The organism is Nocardia aurantia (assembly GCF_009604425.1).
Lineage (GTDB): Bacteria > Actinomycetota > Actinomycetes > Mycobacteriales > Mycobacteriaceae > Nocardia > Nocardia aurantia.
This window is the reverse complement of sequence record NZ_WEGI01000004.1, coordinates 172,565-196,775: the sequence shown is the minus strand read 5'-3', so window position 1 is coordinate 196,775 and position 24,211 is coordinate 172,565. Positions and strand designations below refer to the sequence as shown.

The 24,211-nt window shown below is 69.6% G+C and carries 19 protein-coding genes and 2 tRNA genes; 8 read left to right on the top strand and 13 right to left on the bottom strand.

Going from position 1 to position 24,211, the window contains the following annotated elements:
* Positions 1 to 8: 8 nt before the first annotated feature.
* The 4 genes from NRB56_RS10220 to NRB56_RS10205 form a co-directional block, all read right to left on the bottom strand.
* Positions 9 to 677, bottom strand: coding sequence for an ATP-dependent Clp protease proteolytic subunit (locus tag NRB56_RS10220; protein WP_019928809.1), 669 nt, complete (start codon positions 675 to 677; stop codon positions 9 to 11).
* Positions 678 to 728: 51 nt separating this feature from the next.
* The gene (locus NRB56_RS10215; RefSeq protein WP_255359834.1) at positions 729 to 1,340 is read right to left on the bottom strand and encodes an ATP-dependent Clp protease proteolytic subunit; all 612 of its coding nucleotides are present in this window, start codon (positions 1,338 to 1,340) and stop codon (positions 729 to 731) included.
* A gap of 269 nt (positions 1,341 to 1,609) precedes the next feature.
* Positions 1,610 to 3,004 (bottom strand): trigger factor, encoded by a 1,395-nt coding sequence (tig, locus tag NRB56_RS10210; protein WP_319942799.1) that lies wholly within the window; start codon positions 3,002 to 3,004, stop codon positions 1,610 to 1,612.
* Between the two features lie 150 nt (positions 3,005 to 3,154).
* Positions 3,155 to 3,718: an FKBP-type peptidyl-prolyl cis-trans isomerase gene (locus NRB56_RS10205; protein ID WP_194290795.1), complete on the bottom strand. Its 564-nt coding sequence runs from the start codon at positions 3,716 to 3,718 to the stop codon at positions 3,155 to 3,157.
* 301 nt (positions 3,719 to 4,019) lie between these two features.
* On the opposite strand from NRB56_RS10205, the gene NRB56_RS10200 reads away from it, so the two are divergent.
* The 3 genes from NRB56_RS10200 to NRB56_RS10190 all read left to right on the top strand — a co-directional run bounded on the left by NRB56_RS10200 (position 4,020) and on the right by NRB56_RS10190 (position 8,981).
* Entirely contained in the window at positions 4,020 to 4,589 is a 570-nt protein-coding gene (locus NRB56_RS10200; RefSeq protein ID WP_153340774.1) for a condensation domain-containing protein, read from the top strand.
* A 100-nt stretch (positions 4,590 to 4,689) separates the two neighbouring features.
* Positions 4,690 to 6,414 carry a 3' terminal RNA ribose 2'-O-methyltransferase Hen1 gene (locus NRB56_RS10195; protein ID WP_153340772.1) on the top strand — a complete coding sequence of 575 codons (1,725 nt, stop codon included), beginning with the start codon at positions 4,690 to 4,692 and terminating at the stop codon, positions 6,412 to 6,414.
* Positions 6,411 to 8,981 (top strand): polynucleotide kinase-phosphatase, encoded by a 2,571-nt coding sequence (locus tag NRB56_RS10190; protein ID WP_153340770.1) that lies wholly within the window; start codon positions 6,411 to 6,413, stop codon positions 8,979 to 8,981. Before NRB56_RS10195 ends, NRB56_RS10190 begins: the two co-directional genes overlap by 4 nt.
* 1,050 nt (positions 8,982 to 10,031) lie before the next feature.
* On the opposite strand, the gene NRB56_RS10185 is transcribed toward NRB56_RS10190, so the two are convergent.
* The 5 genes from NRB56_RS10185 to NRB56_RS10165 form a co-directional block, all read right to left on the bottom strand.
* On the bottom strand, positions 10,032 to 12,419 hold the full coding sequence (locus NRB56_RS10185) for a glycosyltransferase family 39 protein (protein ID WP_153340768.1): 2,388 nt from the start codon (positions 12,417 to 12,419) through the stop codon (positions 10,032 to 10,034).
* A gap of 97 nt (positions 12,420 to 12,516) precedes the next feature.
* On the bottom strand, positions 12,517 to 13,803 hold the full coding sequence (locus NRB56_RS10180; protein ID WP_153340766.1) for a bifunctional glycosyltransferase family 2/GtrA family protein: 1,287 nt from the start codon (positions 13,801 to 13,803) through the stop codon (positions 12,517 to 12,519).
* A 75-nt stretch (positions 13,804 to 13,878) separates the two neighbouring features.
* Positions 13,879 to 15,288, bottom strand: a complete 1,410-nt coding sequence (locus NRB56_RS10175; protein ID WP_406603464.1) for a sensor histidine kinase — start codon at positions 15,286 to 15,288, stop codon at positions 13,879 to 13,881.
* A 190-nt stretch (positions 15,289 to 15,478) separates the two neighbouring features.
* Positions 15,479 to 15,949, bottom strand: a complete 471-nt coding sequence (locus NRB56_RS10170; RefSeq protein ID WP_153341288.1) for an NUDIX domain-containing protein — start codon at positions 15,947 to 15,949, stop codon at positions 15,479 to 15,481.
* A gap of 89 nt (positions 15,950 to 16,038) precedes the next feature.
* Positions 16,039 to 17,019, bottom strand: coding sequence for a M48 family metallopeptidase (locus NRB56_RS10165; protein ID WP_406603463.1), 981 nt, complete (start codon positions 17,017 to 17,019; stop codon positions 16,039 to 16,041).
* A gap of 148 nt (positions 17,020 to 17,167) precedes the next feature.
* Here NRB56_RS10165 and NRB56_RS10160 point away from each other — a divergent pair, with 148 nt between their 5' ends.
* The gene (locus NRB56_RS10160; RefSeq protein ID WP_153340760.1) at positions 17,168 to 17,638 is read left to right on the top strand and encodes a ribose-5-phosphate isomerase; all 471 of its coding nucleotides are present in this window, start codon (positions 17,168 to 17,170) and stop codon (positions 17,636 to 17,638) included.
* 9 nt (positions 17,639 to 17,647) lie between these two features.
* Positions 17,648 to 18,481, top strand: a complete 834-nt coding sequence (locus tag NRB56_RS10155; RefSeq protein ID WP_153340759.1) for an Fpg/Nei family DNA glycosylase — start codon at positions 17,648 to 17,650, stop codon at positions 18,479 to 18,481.
* Between the two features lie 170 nt (positions 18,482 to 18,651).
* Here NRB56_RS10155 and NRB56_RS10150 read toward each other — a convergent pair whose 3' ends face one another.
* Together NRB56_RS10150 and NRB56_RS10145 are read right to left on the bottom strand one after the other, a co-directional pair.
* On the bottom strand, positions 18,652 to 19,494 hold the full coding sequence (locus NRB56_RS10150; RefSeq protein WP_153341286.1) for a GA module-containing protein: 843 nt from the start codon (positions 19,492 to 19,494) through the stop codon (positions 18,652 to 18,654).
* Between the two features lie 49 nt (positions 19,495 to 19,543).
* A complete protein-coding gene (locus tag NRB56_RS10145) occupies positions 19,544 to 20,542 on the bottom strand; it encodes a GGDEF domain-containing protein (protein ID WP_153340757.1) in 999 nt (332 codons plus the stop codon).
* Between the two features lie 441 nt (positions 20,543 to 20,983).
* On the opposite strand from NRB56_RS10145, the gene NRB56_RS10140 reads away from it, so the two are divergent.
* Together NRB56_RS10140 and NRB56_RS10135 are read left to right on the top strand one after the other, a co-directional pair.
* Positions 20,984 to 21,054: transfer RNA gene (locus NRB56_RS10140), tRNA-Gly, on the top strand.
* Between the two features lie 44 nt (positions 21,055 to 21,098).
* A tRNA-Pro gene (locus NRB56_RS10135) sits at positions 21,099 to 21,172 on the top strand.
* 71 nt (positions 21,173 to 21,243) lie between these two features.
* On the opposite strand, the gene NRB56_RS10130 is transcribed toward NRB56_RS10135, so the two are convergent.
* Together NRB56_RS10130 and NRB56_RS10125 are read right to left on the bottom strand one after the other, a co-directional pair.
* Positions 21,244 to 22,017, bottom strand: a complete 774-nt coding sequence (locus tag NRB56_RS10130) for an RNA ligase family protein (protein WP_153340755.1) — start codon at positions 22,015 to 22,017, stop codon at positions 21,244 to 21,246.
* A 102-nt stretch (positions 22,018 to 22,119) separates the two neighbouring features.
* Positions 22,120 to 22,767, bottom strand: a complete 648-nt coding sequence (locus NRB56_RS10125; RefSeq protein ID WP_319942798.1) for a mycothiol-dependent nitroreductase Rv2466c family protein — start codon at positions 22,765 to 22,767, stop codon at positions 22,120 to 22,122.
* Positions 22,768 to 22,989: 222 nt separating this feature from the next.
* On the opposite strand from NRB56_RS10125, the gene NRB56_RS10120 reads away from it, so the two are divergent.
* A complete protein-coding gene (locus tag NRB56_RS10120; RefSeq protein WP_153340753.1) occupies positions 22,990 to 24,210 on the top strand; it encodes an NAD(P)/FAD-dependent oxidoreductase in 1,221 nt (406 codons plus the stop codon).
* Position 24,211: the final 1 nt, after the last annotated feature.

Sequence of the window (24,211 nt, the reverse complement as noted above, 5' to 3'; positions counted from 1 at the left end):
GCCACAATTCACTTCTTCTGAGCGCTGAGCTTCCGGTAGTCGAACACGGTGTCGATGATCCCGTACTCCTTGGCCTCGTCGGCCGTGAGGATCTTGTCCCGATCGGTGTCCTTGCGGATCGTGTCGGCATCCTTACCGGTGTGCCGGGCCAGGGTGGTCTCCATGAGCCGGCGCATGCGCTCGATCTCGGCGGCCTGGATCTCCAGGTCGGAAACCTGGCCCTGGATGCCCCCCTCCAGTGATGGCTGGTGGATCAGCACACGGGCGTTGGGCAGGCAAGCCCGCTTGCCGGGAGTGCCGGCCGCCAGCAGCACGGCGGCGGCGGAGGCCGCCTGGCCCAGGCAGACGGTGGCCACGTCGGCCCGGACGTACTGCATGGTGTCGTAGATCGCCATCAGCGAGGTGAACGAGCCACCGGGCGAGTTGATGTACATCGTGATGTCGCGGTCGGGATCCAGCGACTCCAGCACCAGCAACTGCGCCATCACGTCGTTGGCCGAGGCGTCGTCCACCTGCACGCCGAGGAAGATGATGCGCTCCTCGAACAGCTTGTTGTACGGGTTGGACTCCTTGACACCGAAGCTCGAGTGCTCGATGAACGAGGGCAGGATGTACCGCGCCTGCGGGCTCGCCGGCGCGATCCCGGACAGGCCGGCGCGGGGATCGATGAGGGTCATCTTCGTCTCCAAAGTCGGTGGGGTTGAGCTCGATTCGCTATGCGGCGCAGGTCAGTTCGCACTGCCGTTGGAAGCCTGCCGGGCATGGGTGATCACCTTGTCGATGAACCCGTACTCCAGCGCGTCCTTGGCGGTGAACCAGCGGTCGCGGTCGGCGTCCGCGGTGACCTGCTCCACCGACTTGCCGGTGTGCAGCGCCTGCAACTCGTTGAGCTCGCGCTTGGTGTGCGCGAACTGCTCGGCCATGATCGCGATGTCCGCGGCCGAACCACCGATACCGGCCGACGGCTGGTGCATCATGATCCGGGTGTGCGGCAGCGCGTATCGCTTGCCCGTGGTGCCGGCGGTGAGCAGGAACTGCCCCATCGACGCGGCCAGGCCGATCGCGATCGTCGAGATGTCGCACTCGGCGAACTGCATGGTGTCGTAGATCGCCATGCCGGCGGTGACCGACCCGCCCGGCGAGTTGATGTACAGCGAGATCTCGCGGCTCGGATCCTCCGCGGCCAGCAACAGGATCTGCGCGCAGAGCTTGTTGGCGATGTCGTCGTCGACCTGGGTACCCAGGAAGATGATGCGGTCCCGCAGCAGGCGCTCGTACACCGAATCACTGAGGTTGAGACCAGCGGTCGCGGATGTCATGACCGGCCCTGCCTGATTGATTGTCACGGATACCTGCCCTCTCTCACCGGCTCGGTGCTCGCAAGCACTGCCTTGATCCCATTTGCGGTCTCCCAGAGGCGTGCCGTGGTGACGCAAGCCGTCTCCTCGGTGCCCATCGCTCGACCCTGTCCTTGTTCGCTGACACAAACCCTAACGAAGCGGGGCGGCACCGAACTCCCGGTACCGCCCCACTTCGCTAACGGCGAACCTCGCCGACGCGCGGCACGGCGCTCATCATCCCGTGACAATAGCGCCGCGAACGCATCTCGTTACTCCGCACTCGTCCCCGCGGGCTCCGCGGCCGACTCGTCGTCGACGATCTCGACGGCCTCGTCGTCAGCGTCGAGGGCTCCGAACATCTCCGCGGTGTCGACGGTGTTGCCCTCGGTGTCGGTGACGGTCGCCTGGCCGACCACGCCGGCGAGCGCCTTGCCGCGGCGGACGTCGGCGAAGATCGCGCCGAGCTGACCGGCCTGCTGCACCTGCTGCAGGAACTGCTCGGGCGACAGGCCGTACCGCTGCGCCTGGAACAGGATCCGCTCGGTGAGCTCCTGCTGGCCGACCTCGGTCTGCTCCGCCTCGGCGACCGCGTCCAGCAGCAGCTGGGTCTTCACCGACTTCTCGGCGGCCTCCTTGGCGTCCTTGTCGAACTCCTCGCGGGAGGAGCCCTCGGCCGCCAGGGCGGCGGCGAACGCGGCCTCGTCGTGGTCGAAGCCGTGCACCGCGTCGTGGGTGACCGCGTCGACCTCGGCCTGCACGGCGCCCTCCGGCAGCGGCACCTCGGTCTGCTCCAGCAACGCCTCGAGCACCTTGTCGCGGATCTCGCCGGCCTGCTCGACCTTCTTGGACTGCTCGACCCGGCCGCGCAGGTCGGTCTTCAGCTCGTCGATGGTGTCGAATTCGCTTGCCAGCTGGGCGAATTCGTCGTCGGCCTCGGGCAGCTCACGCTCCTTGACCGACTGCACGGTGACGGTGATGACCGCATCCTTGCCGGCATGCTCACCGGCGACCAGGGTGGAGGTGAACTCCTTCGACTCGCCGGCGGACAGGCCGGTCACGGCCTCGTCCAGGCCCGCGATCAGCTGACCGGAGCCGACCTCGTGCGACAGGCCGGTGGTGGCGGCCTCCTCGACGTCCTGGCCGTCGACGGTGGCCGAGAGGTCGATGGAGATGAAATCGCCCTCGGCGACCGGGCGCTCGACGTTCTTCAGGGTGCCGAAGCGCTGCCGCAGCGACTGCAGCTGCTGCTCGATGTCCTCGTCGCCGACCGCGATCGGGTCGACGGTGACGGCGATGGCGCTGTAGTCCGGCAGGGCGATCTCCGGGCGGACGTCGACCTCGGCGGAGAAGGCCAGCTCCGAGCCGTCCTCGACCTTGGTGATCTCGATCTCGGGGCGGCCGATCACCTTCACGTCGGCGGTGGAGACGGCCTCGCTGTAGCGGGCCGGCAGCGCGTCGTTGACGACCTGCTCGAGGATGGCGCCGCGGCCCAGCCGCGCCTCCAGCAGTCGCGCGGGCGCCTTACCCGGGCGGAAGCCGGGGATGCGGACCTGCTTGGCCAGCGCCTTGTAGGCCCGATCGAAGTCCGGCTTCAGCTCCTCGAAGGGCACCTCGACGTTGATGCGGACCCGGGTCGGGCTCAGCTGCTCGACGGTGCTCTTCACGGACATGCTCCTTGTTCGTTGTACTTTTCCGTTTGACGTTCTGTGGGTCGGCCGACATCGTCCGGTCGGCTTCAGGGTCCCCCCGATCGCATCCGAACCAGATTAGTCGACCGACCCGGGTACTCCCGGCCGGGGGCCGTGCGGCGGCGGCTAGCCGCCGACCTTGACCGCATCGGTCACGAAGACCAGCGTCTCGTTGGGCTTCACACCGTTGCCACCCTGGCCGTAACCGAGCTGCGGCGGCACGATCAGCAGGCGCCGGGCGCCCTGCTGGATACCCGTCAACCCTTTGTCCCAGCCCTGGATGACCATGCCCGCGCCGAGGGTCAGCGGGAACGGCTGGCCGCGGTCGAAGGAGCTGTCCAGCTTCTGCTTGTCCGACCAGGTGACCAGCGAGTAGTTCATGAGCAGTTGCTGACCCGCCTCGGCCCCTGGCCCGGTGCCGGTGACGAGGTCCTTGGTGATCAGGTTGGCGGGCGGATCGCAGTCGCCGGGCAGCGTGATCTTCGGCGCCGCCCCGAAGCCACCGTCGACCTTGACGTCGTCGGCGGTGCAGGCGCGGCCGTGGCCGGCGGCGCCCTGCGATTGCGCGGCGGTCGCGCCGGCGCCCGTCGCCGACGTCGTCGACGAATCGCCGCTGCTGCCACACCCGGCCAGTACCGCCGTCGCGACCATCGCCGCCGCGACCGATCCGATCCTGCCCACTCCGCGCATTCGCGCTCCTCCTCGATGTCGTTGCACATCCGTTCGGCGACCCCGCCGGGCCGCCGGGGCGAACCTACACGGCCCGGCCGACAACAGCAGCGTCAACACGGCCGGTCCGCATGGCCGCAATCCGCCAGTGGCACACAGTGAAACACTAGCTACCACACCGTGGACAAAGGGTCTGACCTGCCGATTCGTGAGTCCACTCAATAAGAATGAAACACATCCGCTTAACCCACTTCCGAGGTATAGGCTCCGCACCACTCCCGACGACGAAACCGGTTGGGACGCCGATGAGGATTGGACGAACATGGAGCTCCGCAGCGCCGCCGCGGTGGCCCCCGCCCCGCGGTCGGCCGCACCGTCACACCACGGCATCACCACCTCCTTCGCCCTGCGCTGCACCGGTTACCTGTATGCCGTGGGGCTGCGGGACGCGTTCGCCGACCTGGTCGCCCGGCACGAACCGCTGCGCGCCAGGGGTCCGGAAACCCCGCACCCGGCTCCCGAACTGGTGCCGCGGCTCGTCGCCACCGCCGAATCACCCAGCGCGATAACCGAATTCCTCGGCAGTGATCTCGAAACCCCCATCGCGGCGCGCTCGTTCCGATTGCTGGGCGACCCGGCCGATCTCGACGCCCCACCGGAACACGTGCTGGTGCTGATCCTGCACCGCCGCGCCGCCTACCGCGTGCCGCCACCGCAACTCGCCCGCGACCTGATGACCGCGTACGCCGCCCGCCGCCGCAATGTGCCACCGAACTGGGCGGTGCGGCGACTGGACGGTCACCTGCACGTGCACGAATTGCGTTCGGTCCAGCTGTATCAGCCCGCGACCGCGGTCTTCGACCGCCTGGCTCCGCTCGGGACGGCGGTCTGACCGCACTCCCGTGGTCCCGGGCGCCGCGAGTTTCCCGGCAGCGGGTGCGGGAACCGGAAATAGCTTGCCGCACTCGCCGGTCCCGGGTGACGATCACGGCATGCTGTTGACCATCACCTGCCTCCGGCCCGACAATGCCGCTTGGGCGGCAACGGATCTCGGGTACCTGTTGCACAAACACCCGGACCGGGCGCAGGTGTTCGATCAGTCGTACGGCACCGCGCACGTGCTCTATCCCGAGGCCACCGCACAGCGCTGTACCGCGGCGCTGCTGCTGGAGATCGACCCGGTCCGGCTGGTGCGCGGAAAGACCCGTGGCACACCCGAATTCAGTCTGGCCCAGTACGTCAACGACCGGCCCTACGCGGCCTCGTCGCTGCTGGCGGTCGCCATCTCCACCGTGTTCTCCAGTGCCCTGCACGGCCGTTGCGCCCTGCGTCCCGAGTTGCCGGACACGGCCCTTCCCCTGCGTATCGAACTGCCGGCCGTCCCGTGCAAGGGCGGTCCCGACCGCGCCGAGCGAATGTTCGCACCGCTGGGCTGGTCGGTCACGGCCACACCCGTCCCGCTGGATCCCGCGTTCCCCGACTGGGGCGATTCCCACTACCTGCGGCTGGAACTGACGGGCACCCTGCGGCTCGCCGACGCCCTGAACCATCTGTACGTCCTGCTTCCCGTCCTCGACGGTGGCAAGCACTACTGGCTCGCCGCCGACGAGATCGACAAGCTGCTGCGGGCGGGCGCGAACTGGCTTCCGGCCCATCCGGAACGCGACTGGATCACCCGTCGCTATCTGGCCCGCCGCCAGTCCCTGGTCCGCACCGCCCTCGCCCGGCTCGCCGAGATCGACGACGCCGCACCCGAGGAGCTGGATGCGGTCGACGACGTGGATACCGCCGACCAGTCCGACGACTGCTCGGCCGCCGCTGCCGACTCCGGAGCCGCGAGCCCGGCCGATGTCGGGCCCGGCGAGGCCGGGCGACGTCCGCTGGAGGCGGATGTCGCAGCGGTCCGATCGACGGTCACTCGGGCCGGCGCGGCCATGGTCGGCACGGAATCGTCTGCTGCGGAGCAGCTTTCGTCCTCCCGGTCGGCTCCGCGAGCCGATGCGAAACCGGCCGACGCGCCTCGCTCCGACCGCATACGACCGCTTCCGGCCGACGCGCAGGCCGCTGTGGCACCGCCGTCGCTGGCGGTGCTGCGGCGGCGGGCGGTGGTGAGCACCCTCCGCGCCGCCGGGGCCCGACGGGTACTGGATCTCGGGTGCGGCGAGGGTCTCCTACTGCGAGATCTGCTGGCCGACAACATGTTCGAGGAGATCGTCGGAGTGGACGTGTCGACGCGAGCACTGCAGATCGCGCGGCGGCGCCTCGATCGGCTGCCGGGTGCGCTCGCCCACCGGATCCAGCTCCGCCAGGGCGCGCTGACCTACACCGACGCCGCGCTGCGCGGTTACGACGCCGCCGTGCTCATGGAGGTGATCGAGCACATCGATCCACCGCGACTGCCCGCGCTGGCGCACTCGGTGTTCGGTGCGGCCAAGCCCGCGACCGTGGTGGTCACCACCCCCAACGGCGAGTACAACTCGCTGTACGAAGGGCTGTCCGCGGGCAGCTTCCGGCATTCGGATCACCGATTCGAATGGAGCCGGGCGGAATTCACGAACTGGGCGACGAGTGTCGCCCGCAACTACGGCTATTCGGTGCGGTTCGAGCCGGTCGGTCCCGCGGATCCGGAGCTCGGACCGCCGACCCAGTTGGCGGTGTTCGGCACATCCGAACCCGCCGCGCCGCACGACGCGGCAGCAGAGGAGGCGCGGCGATGACCGAACTGTCCATTCCCGAACTGTGCCTGGTGGCCCTGGTCGGCAGTACCGGCTCGGGTAAATCCACGTTCGCGCGCAAGCACTTCCGGCCCACGGCGATCGTGTCGTCGGACACCTGCCGCGGCATCGTCAGCGACGACGAGAACGATCAGTCGGCCACGGACGAGGCGTTCGCGCTGCTGCACCACATCGCCGGGGTGCGGCTGCGCCGCGGCCTGCGCACCGTCGTCGACGCCACCAACGTGCAGGCGAGGTCCCGGCAGGAGCTCATCCGGGTCGCGCGGGAACACGACGTGCTACCGGTGGCGATCGTGCTCGACGTCCCGGACCGGGTGTGCCTGCAGCGCAACGCACTACGGCCCGAACGCAGCCACCTCACCGATCATGTCGTCGCCCGGCACCAGCGCGACCTGCGCCGCAGCCTGCGCGGCCTGGAACGGGAAGGTTTCCGCCGGGTCTACGTGCTGCGCGGGGTCGACGAGATCGAGGCCGCCACCGTGGTCGACGAGAAGTCCTGGACCGACAAGCGCGAGTTGACCGGCCCGTTCGACATCATCGGCGATGTGCACGGCTGCCGCGCCGAGTTGGAGGACCTGCTCGGCACACTCGGCTATCGAGTGCACCGGGACGACAGCGGCCGGCCGGTCGACGCGCGGCATCCCGACGGTCGCACCGCGGTGTTCGTCGGCGATCTGGTCGACCGCGGGCCCGACACCCCGGGTGTGTTGCGCCTGGTGATGGGTATGGTTTCCGCCGGAAATGCCTTGTGCGTCACCGGAAATCACGAGAACAAGCTCGTTCGCGCGCTGGACGGCCGCAAGGTCACCGTGGCGCACGGCCTGGCCGAGTCACTGGCGCAGCTGGCCGCGGAGTCCGCGGAGTTCCGCGCCGTGGCCCGCGACTTCTGTCACGGCCTGCTCAGCCACTACGTACTCGACGGCGGCAACCTGGTGGTCGCGCACGCCGGCCTGAAGCAGGAGTACCACGGCCGCGCTTCCGGCCGGGTGCGCTCGTTCGCGATGTACGGCGAAACCACCGGGGAGACGGACGAATACGGCCTGCCGGTGCGGTATCCGTGGGCCGAGGAGTACCGCGGTCGCGCCACCGTCCTGTACGGCCACACTCCCGTCGCGGACCTGCACTGGGTGAACAACACCCTGTGCCTGGACACCGGCGTGGTGTTCGGCGGCCGCCTGACCGCGCTGCGTTATCCGGAGCGCGAACCGATCTCCGTGCCTGCCCGGCAGGTCTGGTACGAACCGGTGCGCCCGCTGACATCGAGCGGGGTGGACGGCGTCCGGCACGGCGACCCCGGCGTGCTCGACCTGGACGATGTGATCGGCCGCCGCGTGGTGGAGACCGGGCACCTGGGCCGGGTGAGCGTCCAGGAGGAGAACGCCGGCGCCGCACTGGAGGTCATGAGCCGGTACGCCGTCGACCCGCGCTGGCTGGTCCACCTGCCACCGACCATGTCGCCGTGCGCCACCTCGGGTTCCGACGATCTCCTGGAGCATCCCGCCCAGGCGTTCGACTACTTCCGCTCCGAGGGCGTGACGACGGTGGTGTGCGAGGAGAAGCACATGGGCTCCCGGGCGATCGTCGTGCTCGCGCGGACCGCCGAGGCCGCCCGAGACCGCTTCGGCGTCGACGACGGCACCACCGGCGCCCTCTACACCCGCACCGGCCGCCCGTTCTTCGACGATCCGGCACTCACGGAGGCCATCCTGTCCCGAGTTCGCGCCGCCGCCGAGAGTGCCGGCCTGTTCACGGCACTGGACACCTCCTGGCTGGTCCTGGACGCCGAGTTGCTGCCCTGGTCGGCGAAGGCGATGGGACTGCTACGCGAGCAGTACGCCGCCGTCGGCGCCGCCGCCCGGACCGCATTGAACGCCGCCGAATCGGTGCTCGCGGCCACCGCCGCCCGGGGCGTGGACGTCGGCGAACTCGCCGCCCGCACCACGGCCCGGCGCGCGGACGCCGACGCCTTCACCGCCGCCTACGGCCGCTACTGCTGGCCCGTCGACGGCCTGGCGGGTGTGCGCCTGGCCCCCTTCCAGATCTTGGCCGGCGAGGGCGCCAACTACGCTGTCCGCGAACACCTCTGGCACCTCGAGCGGCTCGACACCCTGGTCACCGCGGACCCGGACCTGTTCACACCGACCGCGCGAGTGGTGGTCGACCTCGGGGATGCCGACAGCGAAGCGGCAGCCACCACCTGGTGGTCCACCCTCACCACCGCGGGCGGCGAAGGCATGGTGGTCAAACCCGCCGATGCCCTTGTACACGGAACCGCCACGCGCAGTAACCGTCTCGTGCAGCCCGGCGTGAAATGCCGTGGCCCGGAATACCTCCGGATCATCTACGGCCCCGAGTACCGGCACCCCGCCAACCTCGCCCGCCTACGCGCCCGCGGCCTGGGCCGCAAACGCTCCCTGGCACTGCGCGAATACGCCCTGGGCCTGGAAGCACTGGACCGCCTCGTCGCGGGCGACCCCCTGTGGCGCATCCACGAGGCCGTCTTCGCGATCCTCGCCCTGGAATCCGAACCGATCGACCCCCGCCTCTGAGCCCGATCCAGCCCGCCACACCCGCGGCCGCCCTGGCAAGCCCGGCACGCCGCTCCCGCCGCCGCCCCCGGTGGGTCCGGCACCCGCACCCACCGCCAACCCCGCAGACCCGACGGACCCGGCATGCCGCACCTGCCGCCAACCCTCGGTGGGTCCGGCACCCGCCCCCACCGCCAACCCCGGTAGACCCGACACACCGCACCCACCGCAGACCCGACACCCGCACCCACCGCCAACCCCCGCAGACCCGATACCCGGACCTACCGCCAACCCCGGCAGACCGACACACCGCACCTGCCGCCAACCCCCGCAGGTCGGGCACGCTGCCCCAGCAGACCCGGCAGCCACATTCGGCGCCAACCCCGGCAGACCCGGCACACCGCACCCACCGCCAACCCCCTCGGGTCGGGCACGCTGCCCCAGCAGACCCGGCAGCCGCACCCGGCGCCAATCCCGGCAGACCCCGCACACCGCACCCGCCGCCAACCTCCGGCGAGCCGCGCACGCTGCCCCGGCAGATCCGACACTCGTACCCGCCGGCTCTGTGCATCGCGGCGCGCCGCAGACCCAGCCGACTCCGACGGATCCGGTGCGGCGCGTACAACCGGCTCTCGGTCGGCGCCGATGGGCCGGCGCACCCGTCGGGTCCTGAGCAGTGGTGCCGCCCATCGATCCCCTTGGCGATCCCGTCGGCTTGTTCGCGCTGAGCAGTCCGGCGTCACCGCATGCTTCTCGCCTTCGAGGTGGTATCGCCCGCGTGCTCGAAGTGCACACGGGCGACACCACCTCGAGTCCGACCGGATTCGCGGTCGGCCAAGAGGTACGACACACAGTGAAGTCGTGTACCGCTCTGCCTCACCGACGGTGGCCTGGCGATCGTCGACATCAACCGATCTTCGGCACGGCCGAATCCTTGTTCCGCCCAGGATCGCCACCACCGGGGCCCTCCGTTGTCGGTCACGACGTAGTGGACCGGCCCACCGTGTGGTCGTACCGGCCGTCGAGGAGCATGCGGCCACATCGCCTCGAGCGCGACCGGATTCGTGTCGGCTAGGGGATTCGTGTCGCGGTGAGGTCATAGACCACGCTGTCCCCCACTGCGGTCGCGATGTAGTGGTCCTTGACCCACTGGCTGATCTTCGCCGACGCCGAGTCCTTGTTGCGGCCGGGACCGCCACCGCCCGGACCTCGGTTGTCCGTCACGAAGTAGTGGATGCGGCCCGTAGCAACGTACTGCTGGAACTGCTCCAGGGTGGGTGACGGATCGCCACCGCCGAAGCCTCCGATCGGCATGACCGCCTGTCCGCTGTTCAACTGCAGGTCGGCCTGACCCATCGATCCGATGGTGGCGGCCGCCCAGGTGTATCCCGAGCTGCTCGCACGCAGCAACGCCACCACCTCGTCGTCGGATCCATCGGACCCGCGCGGCCCACCGGTTCCGTTGCCCGGCTTGCCATCACCGGCCGGCTGCGGCTGCTGTCCGTCACCTCCCGCACCGGGAAGTCCACCCGGCACACCAGGACTCCGACCGGTGCTGTCCGTGGCGTTCGGTGCGCCGGGTCCGTCGGGCGTCGCCGGGCCGGCCGGAGTTCCGGGTGCGCCAGGAACCGCCGGGCCGCCGGATGTCCCGTCACCCTCTGGAGCGTCACCGCGATCGGGTGCTTCCGAATCACCGGGAGCCGCGTTCCCAGGCACGCCCGGAGCAGCCCCTCCGTCCGGCCCACCCGGGCCGCCGGGACCGGCTTGTCCACCGGCGCTCCCCGAGCCGCCGGGACCGGCTTGACCACCGGCACTGCCCGAGCCGCCAGGACTCACCTGGTCACCGGCGGCACCCGGTCCACCAGTGCCCGGTTGGCCGCCGGGTCCACCCGCACCCGGCCCACCCGGTCCGGGCCCCCACGGAAATCCGCTGCCGGTGCGGGGACCGGCGAGCACGATGCCACCGTTGTGCGGAAGGGCGATCGTCTGGATCGAATACGCCACCGGAGCGGCGAGTCCGGCGACGGTCGCGAGAACTGCCGAGCCGAGCGCGAAACGCCCCGGGCCCGCGGAGCCGGGAGCCGGACGCCGCGCGCTCGGTATCAGAAGAGCGATCGTGGCGATCACGCCGATCGCGAGCACGGCCCAGCGCAACCACGGCACGAACGACGGTGTCCGCCAGAGGAATACGACGGCAGTGGCGGTGGTCAACGCCATCGCGAACGCGAGAGCCGCACGCACCCAGATTTTTTCGCGTTCACGCCACACCAGCACCACACCGAGACCGAGCGTTCCGGCGACGGCGGGAGCCAGCGCGACGGTGTAGTACTGGTGGAAGATGCCGCGCATGAAGCTGAAGACGAGCCCGGTCACCAGTGCCCAGCCACCCCACAGCAGCAGCGCGGACCGCTGCGGGTCAGTGCGCGGCGCCCGCCCGCGCAGGATGATCGCGACGACGACCAGCACCAGTGCCGCCGGAATCAGCCATGCCACCTGACCACCCACAGTCTCACTGAACAGCCGGGGCAATCCGGGCTCGGAGCCGAAGAAGTTGAACCGCGGGCGTTCGGAGCCACCACCGGGCGGCGGTCCCGGGAATCCGCTGTCGCCACCGACCCCCAACCGGTCCAGCCCGTTGTAGCCGAACGCCAATTCCATCGTCGAATTGTGTTCCGACCCACCGAAATACGGCCGCGACGCCGACGGCCACAGCTGAGCGATCAACACCCACCAACCGGCGCCCACCACCACCGCCACCCCGGCGGCCAGCAGTTGCAGCACCCGTGCACCCAGACGCGGCGGACCCGCCACCAGATATGTCACCGCCAGTGCCGGGAGCACCAGCATCACCTGCAATTGCTTCGCGAGGAACCCCAGCCCCACGAACAGCCCGCACAGCACCAGCCACCGCCACCGCCCGTCGGCCAGCGCGCGGGTCATCGCCCACACCGCCGCCAGCATCAGGAACACCAGTGCCGCATCGGGATTGTTGAACCGGAACATCAACGCCGCCACCGGCGTCACCGCCAACGCGACACCACCGAGCAGACCCGCGACCGGTCCCGCGACGCGCCGCACGGTGACCCAGATCAACGCCACCGACCCGAGCCCCAGCAGCACCTGCGGCAGCAGCATGCTCCACGAATGCAACCCGAACACCCGCACCGAGATCTCCATCGGCCACAACGACGCCGGAGTCTTGTCGACGGTGATCGAGTTACCCCAATCCGAGGACCCGAAGAAGAACGCCTTCCACGACTTCGCCCCTGCCTGCACCGCCGCCGCGTAGAACGAATTCGCCCAGCCGTTGGCGCTCAGATTCCAGAAATACCCGACAGCGGTCCCGACCAGCAGCAATGCCAAAGCCGGATACTCCCACCGGGACACCGGCCCGGCGGGTCGGTCCTGCCCCGGAGGTCCGGGCACGGGTCGGCTCGGTGCGGTCGCGGTATCGGTCATGGCGCCCAGCCTCGCAGACCGACTCTGTCGGCCGCTGCGACGAGGCTGGGAGAACGCTGGGAGCCCGGCTCGTGATCGAGCCGGGCTCCGGGTCGGGTCAGGCGTCGGCGTAGACGCGGTCGAGCCGGTTGGTGGCGGCCTGTTCGCTCACCACCGCGGCCGCGGGCGCCTCGTTGCGGAACACGAACCGCAGGCCCACGAAGCGGGCGATGGTCGCCACCAGGTTGGCCGCCACCAGCACGAACAGTTCCAGATGTACGTCGGCGTCCGGTGCCCAGCGGTGCAGCGTGAACAGCGAGCCACTGGTCACCACCCAGGCGAACCCGAACAGCAGCAGGCCCTGCACGTGCTGCGACACCAGCCGGGTCGAGCCTCGCACCCCGAACGTGAACGCGCGATTGGCCGCGGTATTGCCGACGGCCGTGATCAGCAGCGAGAGGAAGTTGGCCGCCTGAGCCCCCGCCAGCGGCTGCAACAACACATACAGCAGCATGTAGGCGAGGGTCGACGCCACGCCGATGATGCCGAATCGCACCAACTGCCCGACCATGCCCAGCGGCACCCCGTCGACCAGCGGCTCCCGCCCGATCGCGGCACGCAGCTCGTCCACCGGGAGCGCTCCGGTCGCCAGGCCCTTCGAGACCCGCCAGACGCCGAGCAGATCCTTGCGCGCGGTATCGACGATATCCACCCGCGAATCCGGATCATCGATCCAATCCACCGGCACCTCGTGGATCCGCAACCCCGACCGCTCCGCCAGCACCAGCAACTCGGTGTCGAAGAACCACTCCCCGTCCTCCACCAACGGCAACAACCGCCGCGCCACCTCCGCCCGCATCGCCTTGAACCCGCACTGCGCATCCGAGAACCGCGCCCGCAACGACGCCTTCAGAATCAGGTTGTAACACCGCGAAATCAACTCCCGCTTCGGCCCCCGCACCACCCGCGACGACCGCGACAACCGCGTCCCGATCGCCAGATCCGAATGCCCCGACACCAACGGCGCCACCAACGGCAGCAACGCGTTCAGATCCGTCGACAGATCCACATCCATATACGCCACCACCTGCGCATCCGACGCCTCCCACACCGCACGCAACGCCCGCCCCCGGCCCTTACGATCCAGATGCACCACCCGCACCCCGTCCAATTCCGCGGCCATCAGCCGCGCGACCTCCAGGGTGGCGTCGGTCGACGCGTTGTCGGCGATCGTGATCCGGGCCGTGAACGGGAAACCGCCGCGCAGGAACTCGTGCAGCCGGCGCACGCAGACGCCGAGATCACGCTCCTCGTTGTAGACGGGAATCACCACGTCCACGACAGGTGCGGTAACCGCCGCACCGCGGCGATCGAAAGCGGGAACAACGGTTGAAATCTCGGTCATGACTCGAGCATGCGGCCGGATGCTGCAGCGTCGCTGGATAAACCCTGGGAGCTCGCTGTGCCGTGTTCGCCGAGGTCAGCGAGGTAGGACGACGCTGAAGGTCGCGCCGGCGCCCGGCTCGCTGGATACGCTCACCTCGCCGTCGTGCGCGGTGACCAGGGCCCGCACGATCGACAGTCCCAGCCCGCTGCCGCCGCTGGCCCGGGTCCGCGAGGTGTCGGTGCGGTAGAACCGTTCGAACACCCGCGCCGCGGCCTCCGCGGACAGCCCCGGTCCCTTGTCGGCGACGTCGATGCGCACCCGCTCCACGTCCGGCGTCAGCCGCACGGTGACCGGAGTGCCGGCCGGCGTGTGGGTCAGTGCGTTGCCGAGCAGATTCGCGAGTATCTGCCGCAGCCGGGCCTCGTCGCCTCGGACCTCCAGAGTTCCCGTGCCGGAAGCGATTTCGAGCGAGATCGGCCGTGCCGGACTGTCCGGCCCGGCCTGTTGCGCGGCCATCGCCTGGGCATTGTGCACCGCGTCGCCGGCCAATGTCAGCAGGTCGACCGGACGGCGTTCCAACGGCCGCTGCGCGTCCAGCCGGGCCAGCATCAGCAGATCCTCCACCAGCAGGCTCATCCGGCCGGCCTCGCCCTCGATGCGCTCCAGCACCAGCCGCGGATCCTGGCTCGCCCCTTGGCGATACAGCTCCGCGAACCCACGGATCGTGGTCAGCGGGGTGCGCAACTCGTGACTGGCGTCGGCGACGAACTGCCGCATCTTCGCCTCGGATCGGCGCGCCGCCTCCTCCGAGGCCTCGGTGGCGTGGACGCCGTACTGGATCTGGCTGAGCATCGCGTTCAGCGACCGGGCGAGATGGTCGACCTCGGTGTCCACGTTGCGGACCGGCACCCGGCGGTTGAGATCGCCGCCGGCGATGGCCGCCGCGGTCTCCTCCACCTGCCGCAACGGGCGCAGGCTGCGCCGCACCACCAGGTATCCGGCCGCGCCGAGCAGTAGCAGTCCGGCCAGTCCGGTGCCGAGCTCGAAGGCGATCAACCGGGATACGGTGTCGCGATTGTCGGTCAGCGGGAGGCCCACGGTCGTCGAGCCGTACTGATTGCTCAGCGTGACGATCCGCCACGAGGTGGACCCGTCCACCGACGGGACCGTCACCGGTCCGGGCACCGGCTTGTCCGGCAGCCTCGGCCCGGACACCCGCGGACCCTCCTGCTGATAGACGTCCCCGCTCGGCGACAACCGCACCTCGAAGAACCGCCGCGGCTGCTCCGCGTTCGACGGTTGCGGTGGCGGCGGGCCCTGCAGATCGGCGGGCACCCAGCGTGGTCCGCTCGCGGTGTCGACCTGTTTCATCGGCCGCGGCCGGGCCCAGCTCTGCACCGCGTCGGTGATCTGATCGTCGGTGCGAGCGGTGAGCGATTTCGACAGCGACGAGGTGACCGCGAATCCACACGCCAGCAACACCAGTCCGGTCAGGGTGACCATCGCGACCACCAGACCGATACGCAGCGGGATCGAGGACACCCGGCGCCGCAGACTCATCGGCGCCTCGTCCGCGGCAGGCCGTCGGCGGCGAGCCGGGGATTCTCGGCGGCGGGTAGGTCGGCGTGCGACGTCGGGCTGTTCACGCACCCCATTGTTCCGCACCGGAGCTGGGAGAAAGCTGGAAGCGCCGTCAGCGCGGCAGCGCGCCGGTGACGTGCTCGGCGATCCGGTCGAGAATCGGCCGCTGCCCGGCCACGAGCTTCTCCCGGGCGGTTTCGAGCCCGAACCAGGCCGCCCGATCGATCTCGGGGAACTCTTGCATGCGGCCCGAGCGGGGCGGCCACTGCATCTCGAAGGTCCCGGGTACGACGAGCGCCGGATCGAGATCGCCCTCGACGGCCCAGACCGTCACCTGTTTGGTGCCGTACCGCACATCGCCCAGCGGCACCCACTCCCCCGCCGGCACCGGGAGACCGAGCTCCTCCTCGAACTCGCGCGCCGCGGCCGCCGCGGCCGTCTCCTCCTCGGGCAGATACTCCCCCTTCGGGATCGACCAGGCGGCGGCGTCCTTCTTCGCCCACAGCGGACCGCCCATATGCCCCAGCAGGACCTCGAGTTCGGCGTGCCGCCGGAACAACAGCACGCCCGCACTGAACCTCATGCTCACCCCGGCAGTCTGCCCCACCGCCGCCCGGTGCGGTACCGACCGTCGTGCTCGTCGCGAATCGACTTGTCCGACAACAGATTTCGTCACGGTGCCCGGTACGGCGGAACTTCCCCGTACTGACCGCCGGGCGGCGGATAGCCCGGCGGCGGCCCGGCGAACCGCGCCGGCGGCGGCACGCTCGGACGCAGGAACAGCTTGCCGTGGCGGCTACGATCGCGCAGCGCCCACATCCGCCAGGTCAGCACCGGATGCGAGGCCATCGCGTTGACCACCCAGATGAAGAAACCCTTCTCCCGAGGTGCGCGGTCGGCCATCTCGTCGAAGTGCACGAGGCTGTTCAGATATTTTCCGGCGGCCAGCGTCCGCATCGCGCCGGGCGCCCCGAGGTGCCGGTTGCAGAACCCGTGATTGTCGGCGGTGTACTCCTGGGACCGGATCAGCGCGTTGCCGAGCACCGGCAGGAAGGGCACGACGAACATGCCCAACTGCCGCCAGTAGGAGACGTGCCCGGCGGCGATGTGGCCCACCTCGTGACCGATGATGAACGCCAGCGCATCCGGATCGCGGGCCGCGCCACCCACTTCGAACAGATCGCTGTAGACACAGACGTACCGCCGGAAACCGTGCCCGGAGGCGAAGGCGTTGATCTGGCCGTTGCCCAGCACCACGTACGCGTCGGGCACCTTCGCCATCCCGAACCGCCCGGCGGCCTCCACCACAAGCCGATAGCCCTCCGGGAACTGGGTCGGCGACATCCGCACCGCGTTCAGCCGCTGCTGCGAATAGTTCATGCCACGGCCCAGCCACAACAGCACCGGCGCGAACAACAGCAGCAGGCTGTACTGGTTGACGTGTCCCAGCACGGCCATCAGGATCACGACCAGGTAGGCCAGGACCGTCACCACGATCACCACGACCAGCAGTGGAATCTCCCAGCTGTGCCGGGCCGGCATCCCGAACGGTGACAATCCGCGATCCCGCTGGTGCGGTGGGATCTGCGGCGGTACGTAAGGCTGTTGCTGTGCCCATCCCGGCGGCCCCACCCGCGGATCCCAGCCGGTCATCCCGGTGACGGGATTCCAACCCGGTGTTGGCGGCTGCGCGGCCGTTGGACGCCAGTGTTCGTCGGACATGATCCCGACTCTATCGAGCGCCGCGCGGCCGCGATCCCGCGACGAATACCGTGTCGGTCGCCTGACACAATCGGTACCCATGCGCGTATACCTGGGTGCCGACCATGCCGGCTTCGAGTTGAAGAACAACATCAAGGATCATCTGCAGCGCGCGGGCCACGAAGTATTCGATTGCGGTGCACACGAATACGACGCCCTGGACGATTATCCGGCGTTCTGCATCGACGCCGCGCGGCGCGTGGTCGCGGACGAGGGCAGCCTCGGCATCGTGATCGGCGGCAGCGGCAACGGTGAGCAGATCGCCGCCAACAAGGTCCCCGGCGCCCGCTGCGCCCTGGCCTGGAGCGTCGAGACCGCCCGCCTGGCCCGCCAGCACAACAAGGCCCAGCTGATGGGCATCGGCGGCCGGATGCACAGCACCGAGGACGCCCTGCAGATCGTCGACGCCTTCCTGGCCACCCCGTGGTCCGGTGAGGAGCGGCACCAGCGCCGCATCGACATCCTCGCCGACTACGAGAAGACGGGCGTCGCACCGGTCGTCCCGAACTGATCCGCGGCCATGCCGGAAGGGCATACGCTGCACCGCCTGGCACGGCTGCACCACAAGCGATTCGCGGGTGGCGTCGTGCGGGTCTCCAGCCCGCAGGGCCGCTTCGCCGACGGCGCGGCCCTGGTGGACGGCCACGTCCTGGTCCGCGCCGAGGCGTGGGGCAAACATCTGCTGCACCGCTACGAGTCCGGCCTGTTCGTGCACGTCCACCTCGGCCTGTACGGCACCTTCACGGAAACCGCAGGCCCCCTTGGTGATCCGGTCGGCCAGGTGCGGATGCGGATGATCGGCACCGGCCGCGCGGAGGGCCCGCTGTGGGGTACCGACCTCCGCGGCCCCTCCGCCTGCGAGGTCCTGCACGAGCCGGAGGTGACCGCCCTCACCACCCGGCTCGGCCCGGACCCCCTGCGCCGCGACGCCGACCCCGACCGCGCCTGGCACCGCATCCACCGCTCGGCCCGCCCGATCGCCGCGCTGCTGATGGACCAGTCGGTCGTCGCCGGCATCGGCAACGTCTACCGCGCGGAACTCCTGTTCCGCCACCACATCTCACCGCACCGCACCGGCCGCGCCCTGCACCGCGACGAATGGGACGAGATGTGGACCGACCTAGTCGACCTCATGCGCCTGGGCGTCCGCCGCGGCAAGATCGTCGTGGTCCGCCCCGAACACGACCACGGCGCCCCCTCCTACGCGGAGAACAAACCCCGCACCTACGTCTACCGCCGCACCGGCGACCCCTGCCGAATCTGCGCCACCCCCATCCACCACACCGTCCTCGAATCCCGAAACCTGTTCTGGTGCCCCACTTGTCAACCGGACGGGGAGCAGGCGACCGGATAATTCCACCAACGACGCCACCACCCAAGGCCGAACATGAATACCGTTCTCTCGAATGGCGCATTCCGAATTGTCGTGCAGAGGATCACAATTCGGATTTTCTTCGGCGGCGGTCTCGTGCCGAGACGAACGGCAGCCGTGCCATTCCCGTGAAAACGGAGGATGGTCGCGGGTCAGAAGCCGCCGTCGAAACCGCCGCCACCGCCGAAATCGCCGCCACCGAAATCGCCGAAGCCGCCGGAGTCGTAGCCGCCACCGTCGTAGCCACCGGAGTCGTAGCCGCCACCGAAGTCGCCGCTGTAGTCACCGCCACCGTAGTAGTCCTGGTCGGCGCCCGCGGCGAAGCCGTCCTGGTAGCCGTCGCCGTAGCCGCCCTCGAAACCGGTGGCGCCGTAGGCGACTCCGGACATGCCGCTGAACAGGGCGTCGAACAGGAGGACCGAGCCGACACCCCAGGCGCCGGCGACCAGGGCGGTCTTCCACCACGGTTCGGAGTACCAGCCGGCCGGGACCGGGCGGCCCGAGACCATGCCGCCCGGGTAGTAGTTGGGAGTGCGTCCGGTGGGGTTCGGGGAGGCTTCGATGCGGCGGCCGTCGAAGTCGATGCTGCGGTCCTCGGTGACCGAGCCGGCCGTGCGCTGGCCGTCCAGTTCCGGAATCGCGGGGCCCGGGTCCATGCCCATCGCGGTGCGGGCGGCGCGCACGTAGTAGAGGCCCTCCACGGCCGTCTCCTTCGCGAGCCGGACCTGCGGGACGGTGGTCGCCTGGTCGATCTGCGAGCCGGCCGCGTTGAGCCGCTCGCCGGCGTCGGCGAGGGCCTGCTTGGAGGCCTCGTCGGTGCCGGTCAGGTTGTACACCTGGCCGCCGAGCCGCTCGGTGAGCCGCCGCGCCTCCGCCTTGGCATCCGCCAGTTGGGTGGCCGCGCGGGTGCGGTTGCCCCGGCTGACGAACGTCGCCGCGAGGAATACCAGCAGAACGAGAACCAGAAGTATCAGCAGTAGCGCCACGTCGTCCAGAGTACTTGGAGTCCGAATTTCGCCGGGAAATTGCTGATATGCCGCCCGCTCATCCCGCCACGGCGGCTCCGTAGCGCAGTGCGACGGTCGGCAGGCCGCCGGTGTCGATGTCCTCCTCGTCGTCCTCCACCGGCGCCAAGGCGAACCGGCGTTTGCCGGCCGTCTTCGCCGAGTACATGGCTCGATCGGCGCTGCGCAGCAGGTCGGCGAAGTCACAGGCGCGGTTCGCCGGGCAGAACGCCGTGCCGACGCTCGCCGAAGCCGGGACCGGCCCGGCGGCGGTCCGGATCGGCTCCTGCAGGGCGGCCAGCACCCGCATAGCGGCCTCCCGCAACGTGTTCCGCCACGCCGGCAGCGCGACCACGAACTCGTCGCCGCCGTACCTGCTGACGACCGCTTCCCCCGGGGCGGCCGATCGCAGCCGGCGCGAGATCTCCACCAGCACCTCGTCCCCGACGGCATGGCCATAACAGTCGTTGACCTGCTTGAAGTCGTCCAGATCGATGAGCAGCAGCCCGACCCCGCGGGTCCGGTCGGCCGCCATCGACAGCACCCGTTCCTGCAGCAGCGAACGGTTGGCCAGATCGGTCAGCGCGTCGTGCGTGGCCTCGTGCTGCAACCGGTGCTGCAGCGCGGCGATCTCCTGAACCCGCACCGATACGGCGGCGTTCAGGTTCCGCTCCTGCAGCGCCAGCGCGCGCTGTTGCAACGCCTCGGCATAGCTGTCGATGGCGTGGCTGGCCACGAACGGCCACCGGGTCGCCACCAGCGAACCCGGTTCGCCCGGAGCGAAACCCAGCAACGCGCGCGACGCCGGGGCCAGCATCCGGGTCCGTTCGAACGGCTCCTCCGCCAACCGCCGCCCGATCGCGCGGGCGGCGGGCACCGGAAATGGTTCCGAGCCCGCCAAAACAAGCAATTCATCGATCATCGAGCCGAACCTGCGTTCCAGCTCTTCGGCGGACGCGGCGATGCCGCTGCCCGGGTGGACGGCACGGGCCCAGTCGCGAGTGGTGGCGGCGATCTGCGTATCGAACTCGGTACGCATGGTCGCTCACCCAGCGCAGACGATGCCGGTGCCGGCCCTCCGGCCGGTCACGCCCTCCCGGTCGTGCTCACTGTCATGCGGTACGGCACACCCTGCTCGGCGCACGCTCACCGCCCCCTTTCCAGATACCCCCGTCCGGCAAAAAGGATCCTAGCAAGCCACCCGGTACCGAAAAATGCTGTTCTACAACCTGTTCCGGCACCTCGCGAATGGCGATTCGCCGGTGAGATCGCGACTGCCGACCTGGCGTTACACGGTTCGCGAGCGTGTCGCGGCGCGGCGCGCCGAGAAATAATCGAACCGGACGTAAACCCCGCCGCAATTGCCCGCTTCTCCCGTCCGCACCCACCGAGGCCAGGTCGATTGGCGTTCGGTGAGTGACGTTCGGTACAGTCTCAGGCGCAGACGACATCGTGGCGATCCCATAGGTGTCGGATGCGCGCGGGCGTAGTTCAATGGTAGAACCTCAGCCTTCCAAGCTGATGGTGCGGGTTCGATTCCCGTCGCCCGCTCTGGTGGGACCGTCAGTCGTCCCCCGGACACTCCGGCCCGCCTCCGGGATGTAGCGCAGCTTGGTAGCGCATCCGCTTTGGGAGCGGAGGGTCGCAGGTTCAAATCCTGTCATCCCGACTCGGGCCGAATATTGTCCGGCCTGGTCATCACATGTTGTACGTACTGCTGTCAGCGCCTGCCGACACAATTCAGGCGCGTTGACGGCGGCGGAGGGTGCGGTCGTAATCGTCGAAGCGCGCCTTGGCGATCGTCGCGCGATCCGGGCTGCGCAGCACGATGCCCTCCGGGTGGCCGCCCGCGCCCGGATCGAGGCGGCAACGAGTTTCCGGCAGCCGATCGGTGAGGAAGTCGCGCATCGCGCCGATCTCACGCGGTAGCTCGGCGGCGTCGATCGTGAACAGCCGGGGTGTCGGCTCGATACCGAAATCTGCTGCCGCGGAGATCAATTCGGCTTCGGTGACGAAGGGTTGCCCGCCCGATTCGCGCCACGCGGAGATCTCCGCGATCGGGCGCGCGAACAGGTCCGCCCAGTCGGGCAGCACCACCATGTCGAACAGGCGGAAACCCACGGCGCGCTCAGTGGTGTACTGCTTGCTGGCGGCGGTGACCTTGCCGCCGAACAACTCCAGGTACAGCACCCGCACGACGCCGTCGGCCGGCGGCAGGGACTCAGCGAGGTCTCGTAGCGCCGCCACGATGCCCTGTGCCGGGTTGCCGATGAGATCGCCTCGGGCACAGAGCAATTCCTCGCGGCTGCCGAGCAGCCAGGAGCCGTCGGGCAGGGTGATGATCCGGGAGTTGGTGCCGTCGACCTTTTCCGTGCCCAGCACCGGGCCGTCGAACTCGACGACCGTGTCGGTCAGCGCTCCGCGCTCGCCGAGTCCGTGGTACGTCGGGATCGAGGGGTACTTCGTGGCGCTGTTGATCGCGTCGAGATCGGCGGTGCGGATGTCGAAAGTCATCGGTCGATGGTCTCCGGGGCCGGCTCGGGTGTCCATCGAATTTCACTGGGGCCCAGCGCTGTCCGGCTCGCATCCGGCGGGGATGCGAGCCGCCGCGACCAGTCAGTCGAACTGCGGGCCCTCGGTGCGGGTGCGCTTCAGCTCGTAGAAGTGCGGGTAGGCGGCCAGGATCACGGCTGCGTCCCAGAGCTTGCCGGCCTCCTCACCGCGCGGGATACGCGACAGCACCGGGCCGAAGAACGCCACATCGTTGATGTGGATGGTCGGCGTGCCCACGTCCGGGCCCACCTTGTCCATGCCGGCGTGGTGGCTGACGCGCAGTTCCTCGTCGTAGTCGGTGCTGCCGGCCGCCTGGGCGAGCTCGGCCGGCAGGCCGATCTCGGCGAGGGAGTCGGCCACGACCGCGGCGAACGTCTCGGCACGGTCCTCGCGCTCGTATTCGTCCTTGCGGTTGTGGATGCGGGTGCCCATCGCGGTGTACAGCGGGGAGAGCACCTTGTCCCCGTGCTCCTGCGCGGCGGCGATGGCCACGCGGACCGGGCCCCACGCCGTCTTCATCATTTCCTGGTACTGCTCGGGCAGGTCGCGGCCCTCGTTGAGGACCGCGAGGCTCATCACGTGGAAGCGGGTCTCGATGTCGCGGACCTTCTCGACCTCGAGGATCCAGCGGGAGGTGATCCAGCACCACGGGCACAACGGGTCGAACCAGAAGTCGACACGGTCCTTGGCACCGGTCTGTGCGGTCGTCACGTCGGTAGTCCTCTCCGGAGGTTGGTGTCTCTGCGGCGGCACACTACGGCCGTCGACCGACATCAACGCCGGAAACTTCCCTTTATTTCCGGGGTTGTCGGTGCCGCCCAGTAGTGTCGGACGGGCCGGGGCGGGTAGTCCCCGGGAGATCGGCGACAGCAGAGGTTCGACCACACCGAATTCGCACGACACCGCGGCGCGGCCGGCGCAGGAAGGTCCGATATGACCGAGGATTCCAGGTTCGTCATCGTCGGCGGTGGGCTCGCCGCGGCGAAGCTCGCCGAGCAGCTGCGGGCCCAGGAGTACACCGGAGCGCTCACGCTGATCAGCGCGGAGTCGCATCCGCCGTACGAGCGGCCCCCGCTGTCGAAGGACCATCTGCTCGGCAAGAAGGCGCTGGTGGACTTCACCGTGCATCCGCCCGAATGGTATCGCGAGCACGAGGTCGACCTGCGCCTCGACACCACAGCCACCGCTGTCGACCGTGCGACGAAAACCGTTGCGCTGCACGATGGTTCGACCGTCCCGTACGATCGGCTGGCGCTGGCGACCGGCTCACGCCCGCGCCGGCTGCCGATTCCGGGTACCGACGCCGCGGGCGTGTACGAGTTGCGCACCATCGAGCAGTCCGACGCGCTGCTCACCCTGTTCGGCGCGGCGCACCGGCTGGTGGTCATCGGCGGCGGCTGGATCGGCCTGGAGGTCACGGCGGCGGCCCGGGAGGCGGGTCTCGAGGTCACGGTGCTGGAGGCCGAGGACGTCCCCCTCCAGGCGGCGCTCGGGAGGCAGATCGGCGCGGTGTTCGCCGACCTGCATGGTGACCACGGGGTCGATCTGCGCTGCGGGGCCCGGGTCGCGGAGATCGTCACCACCGACGGGCGCGCCACCGGGGTCCGGCTCACCGACGACACCGTGATCGAGGCCGACGCGGTGCTGCTGGCGGTCGGCGCCCGGCCCAATGTCGAGTTGGCCGTCGACGCCGATCTGCCGACCGGCGAGGGCGTTCTGGTGGACGAGAGTCTAGCCACCTCCGACCCCTCGATCGTGGCCGTCGGCGATATCGCCGATCAGCAGCATCCGCTGCTGGGCCGCCGAATCCGGGTGGAGCACTGGGCGAATGCCCTCAATCAGCCGGAGGTGGCGGCGACGACCATGCTCGGCCGTCCGGCGGTCTACGACCGGCTGCCGTACTTCTTCACCGATCAGTACGACCTGGGCATGGAGTACACCGGTTACGTCGCCCCCGGGCAGGACGCCTCGATCGTGATCCGCGGCGACGCGGCCGGACGCCGATTCGTGGCGTTCTGGCTGGATTCGGGCAATCGGGTCCTCGCCGGGATGAACGTGAACGTCTGGGACGTCACCGATCGCATCAAGGAACTCATCGTCACGGGCCGGCCGGCCGATCCGCAGCGGCTGGCCGACCCGGACATCGAGTTGTAGC

What these genes read in the sequence shown, in the direction of transcription:
- NRB56_RS10165 (WP_406603463.1), bottom strand. Translation starts at nt 17,019, where the DNA reads ATGACCGGCTGGGATCCGCGGGTGGGGCCGCCGGGATGGGCACAGCAA.
- NRB56_RS10195 (WP_153340772.1), top strand. Translation starts at nt 4,690, where the DNA reads ATGCTGTTGACCATCACCTGCCTCCGGCCCGACAATGCCGCTTGGGCG.
- NRB56_RS10205 (WP_194290795.1), bottom strand. Translation starts at nt 3,718, where the DNA reads ATGCGCGGAGTGGGCAGGATCGGATCGGTCGCGGCGGCGATGGTCGCG.
- NRB56_RS10220 (WP_019928809.1), bottom strand. Translation starts at nt 677, where the DNA reads ATGACCCTCATCGATCCCCGCGCCGGCCTGTCCGGGATCGCGCCGGCG.
- NRB56_RS10180 (WP_153340766.1), bottom strand. Translation starts at nt 13,803, where the DNA reads ATGACCGAGATTTCAACCGTTGTTCCCGCTTTCGATCGCCGCGGTGCG.
- NRB56_RS10175 (WP_406603464.1), bottom strand. Translation starts at nt 15,288, where the DNA reads ATGGTCACCCTGACCGGACTGGTGTTGCTGGCGTGTGGATTCGCGGTC.
- NRB56_RS10190 (WP_153340770.1), top strand. Translation starts at nt 6,411, where the DNA reads ATGACCGAACTGTCCATTCCCGAACTGTGCCTGGTGGCCCTGGTCGGC.
- NRB56_RS10160 (WP_153340760.1), top strand. Translation starts at nt 17,168, where the DNA reads ATGCGCGTATACCTGGGTGCCGACCATGCCGGCTTCGAGTTGAAGAAC.
- NRB56_RS10155 (WP_153340759.1), top strand. Translation starts at nt 17,648, where the DNA reads ATGCCGGAAGGGCATACGCTGCACCGCCTGGCACGGCTGCACCACAAG.
- NRB56_RS10130 (WP_153340755.1), bottom strand. Translation starts at nt 22,017, where the DNA reads ATGACTTTCGACATCCGCACCGCCGATCTCGACGCGATCAACAGCGCC.
- NRB56_RS10170 (WP_153341288.1), bottom strand. Translation starts at nt 15,949, where the DNA reads ATGAGGTTCAGTGCGGGCGTGCTGTTGTTCCGGCGGCACGCCGAACTC.
- NRB56_RS10185 (WP_153340768.1), bottom strand. Translation starts at nt 12,419, where the DNA reads ATGACCGATACCGCGACCGCACCGAGCCGACCCGTGCCCGGACCTCCG.
- NRB56_RS10120 (WP_153340753.1), top strand. Translation starts at nt 22,990, where the DNA reads ATGACCGAGGATTCCAGGTTCGTCATCGTCGGCGGTGGGCTCGCCGCG.
- NRB56_RS10145 (WP_153340757.1), bottom strand. Translation starts at nt 20,542, where the DNA reads ATGCGTACCGAGTTCGATACGCAGATCGCCGCCACCACTCGCGACTGG.
- NRB56_RS10200 (WP_153340774.1), top strand. Translation starts at nt 4,020, where the DNA reads ATGGAGCTCCGCAGCGCCGCCGCGGTGGCCCCCGCCCCGCGGTCGGCC.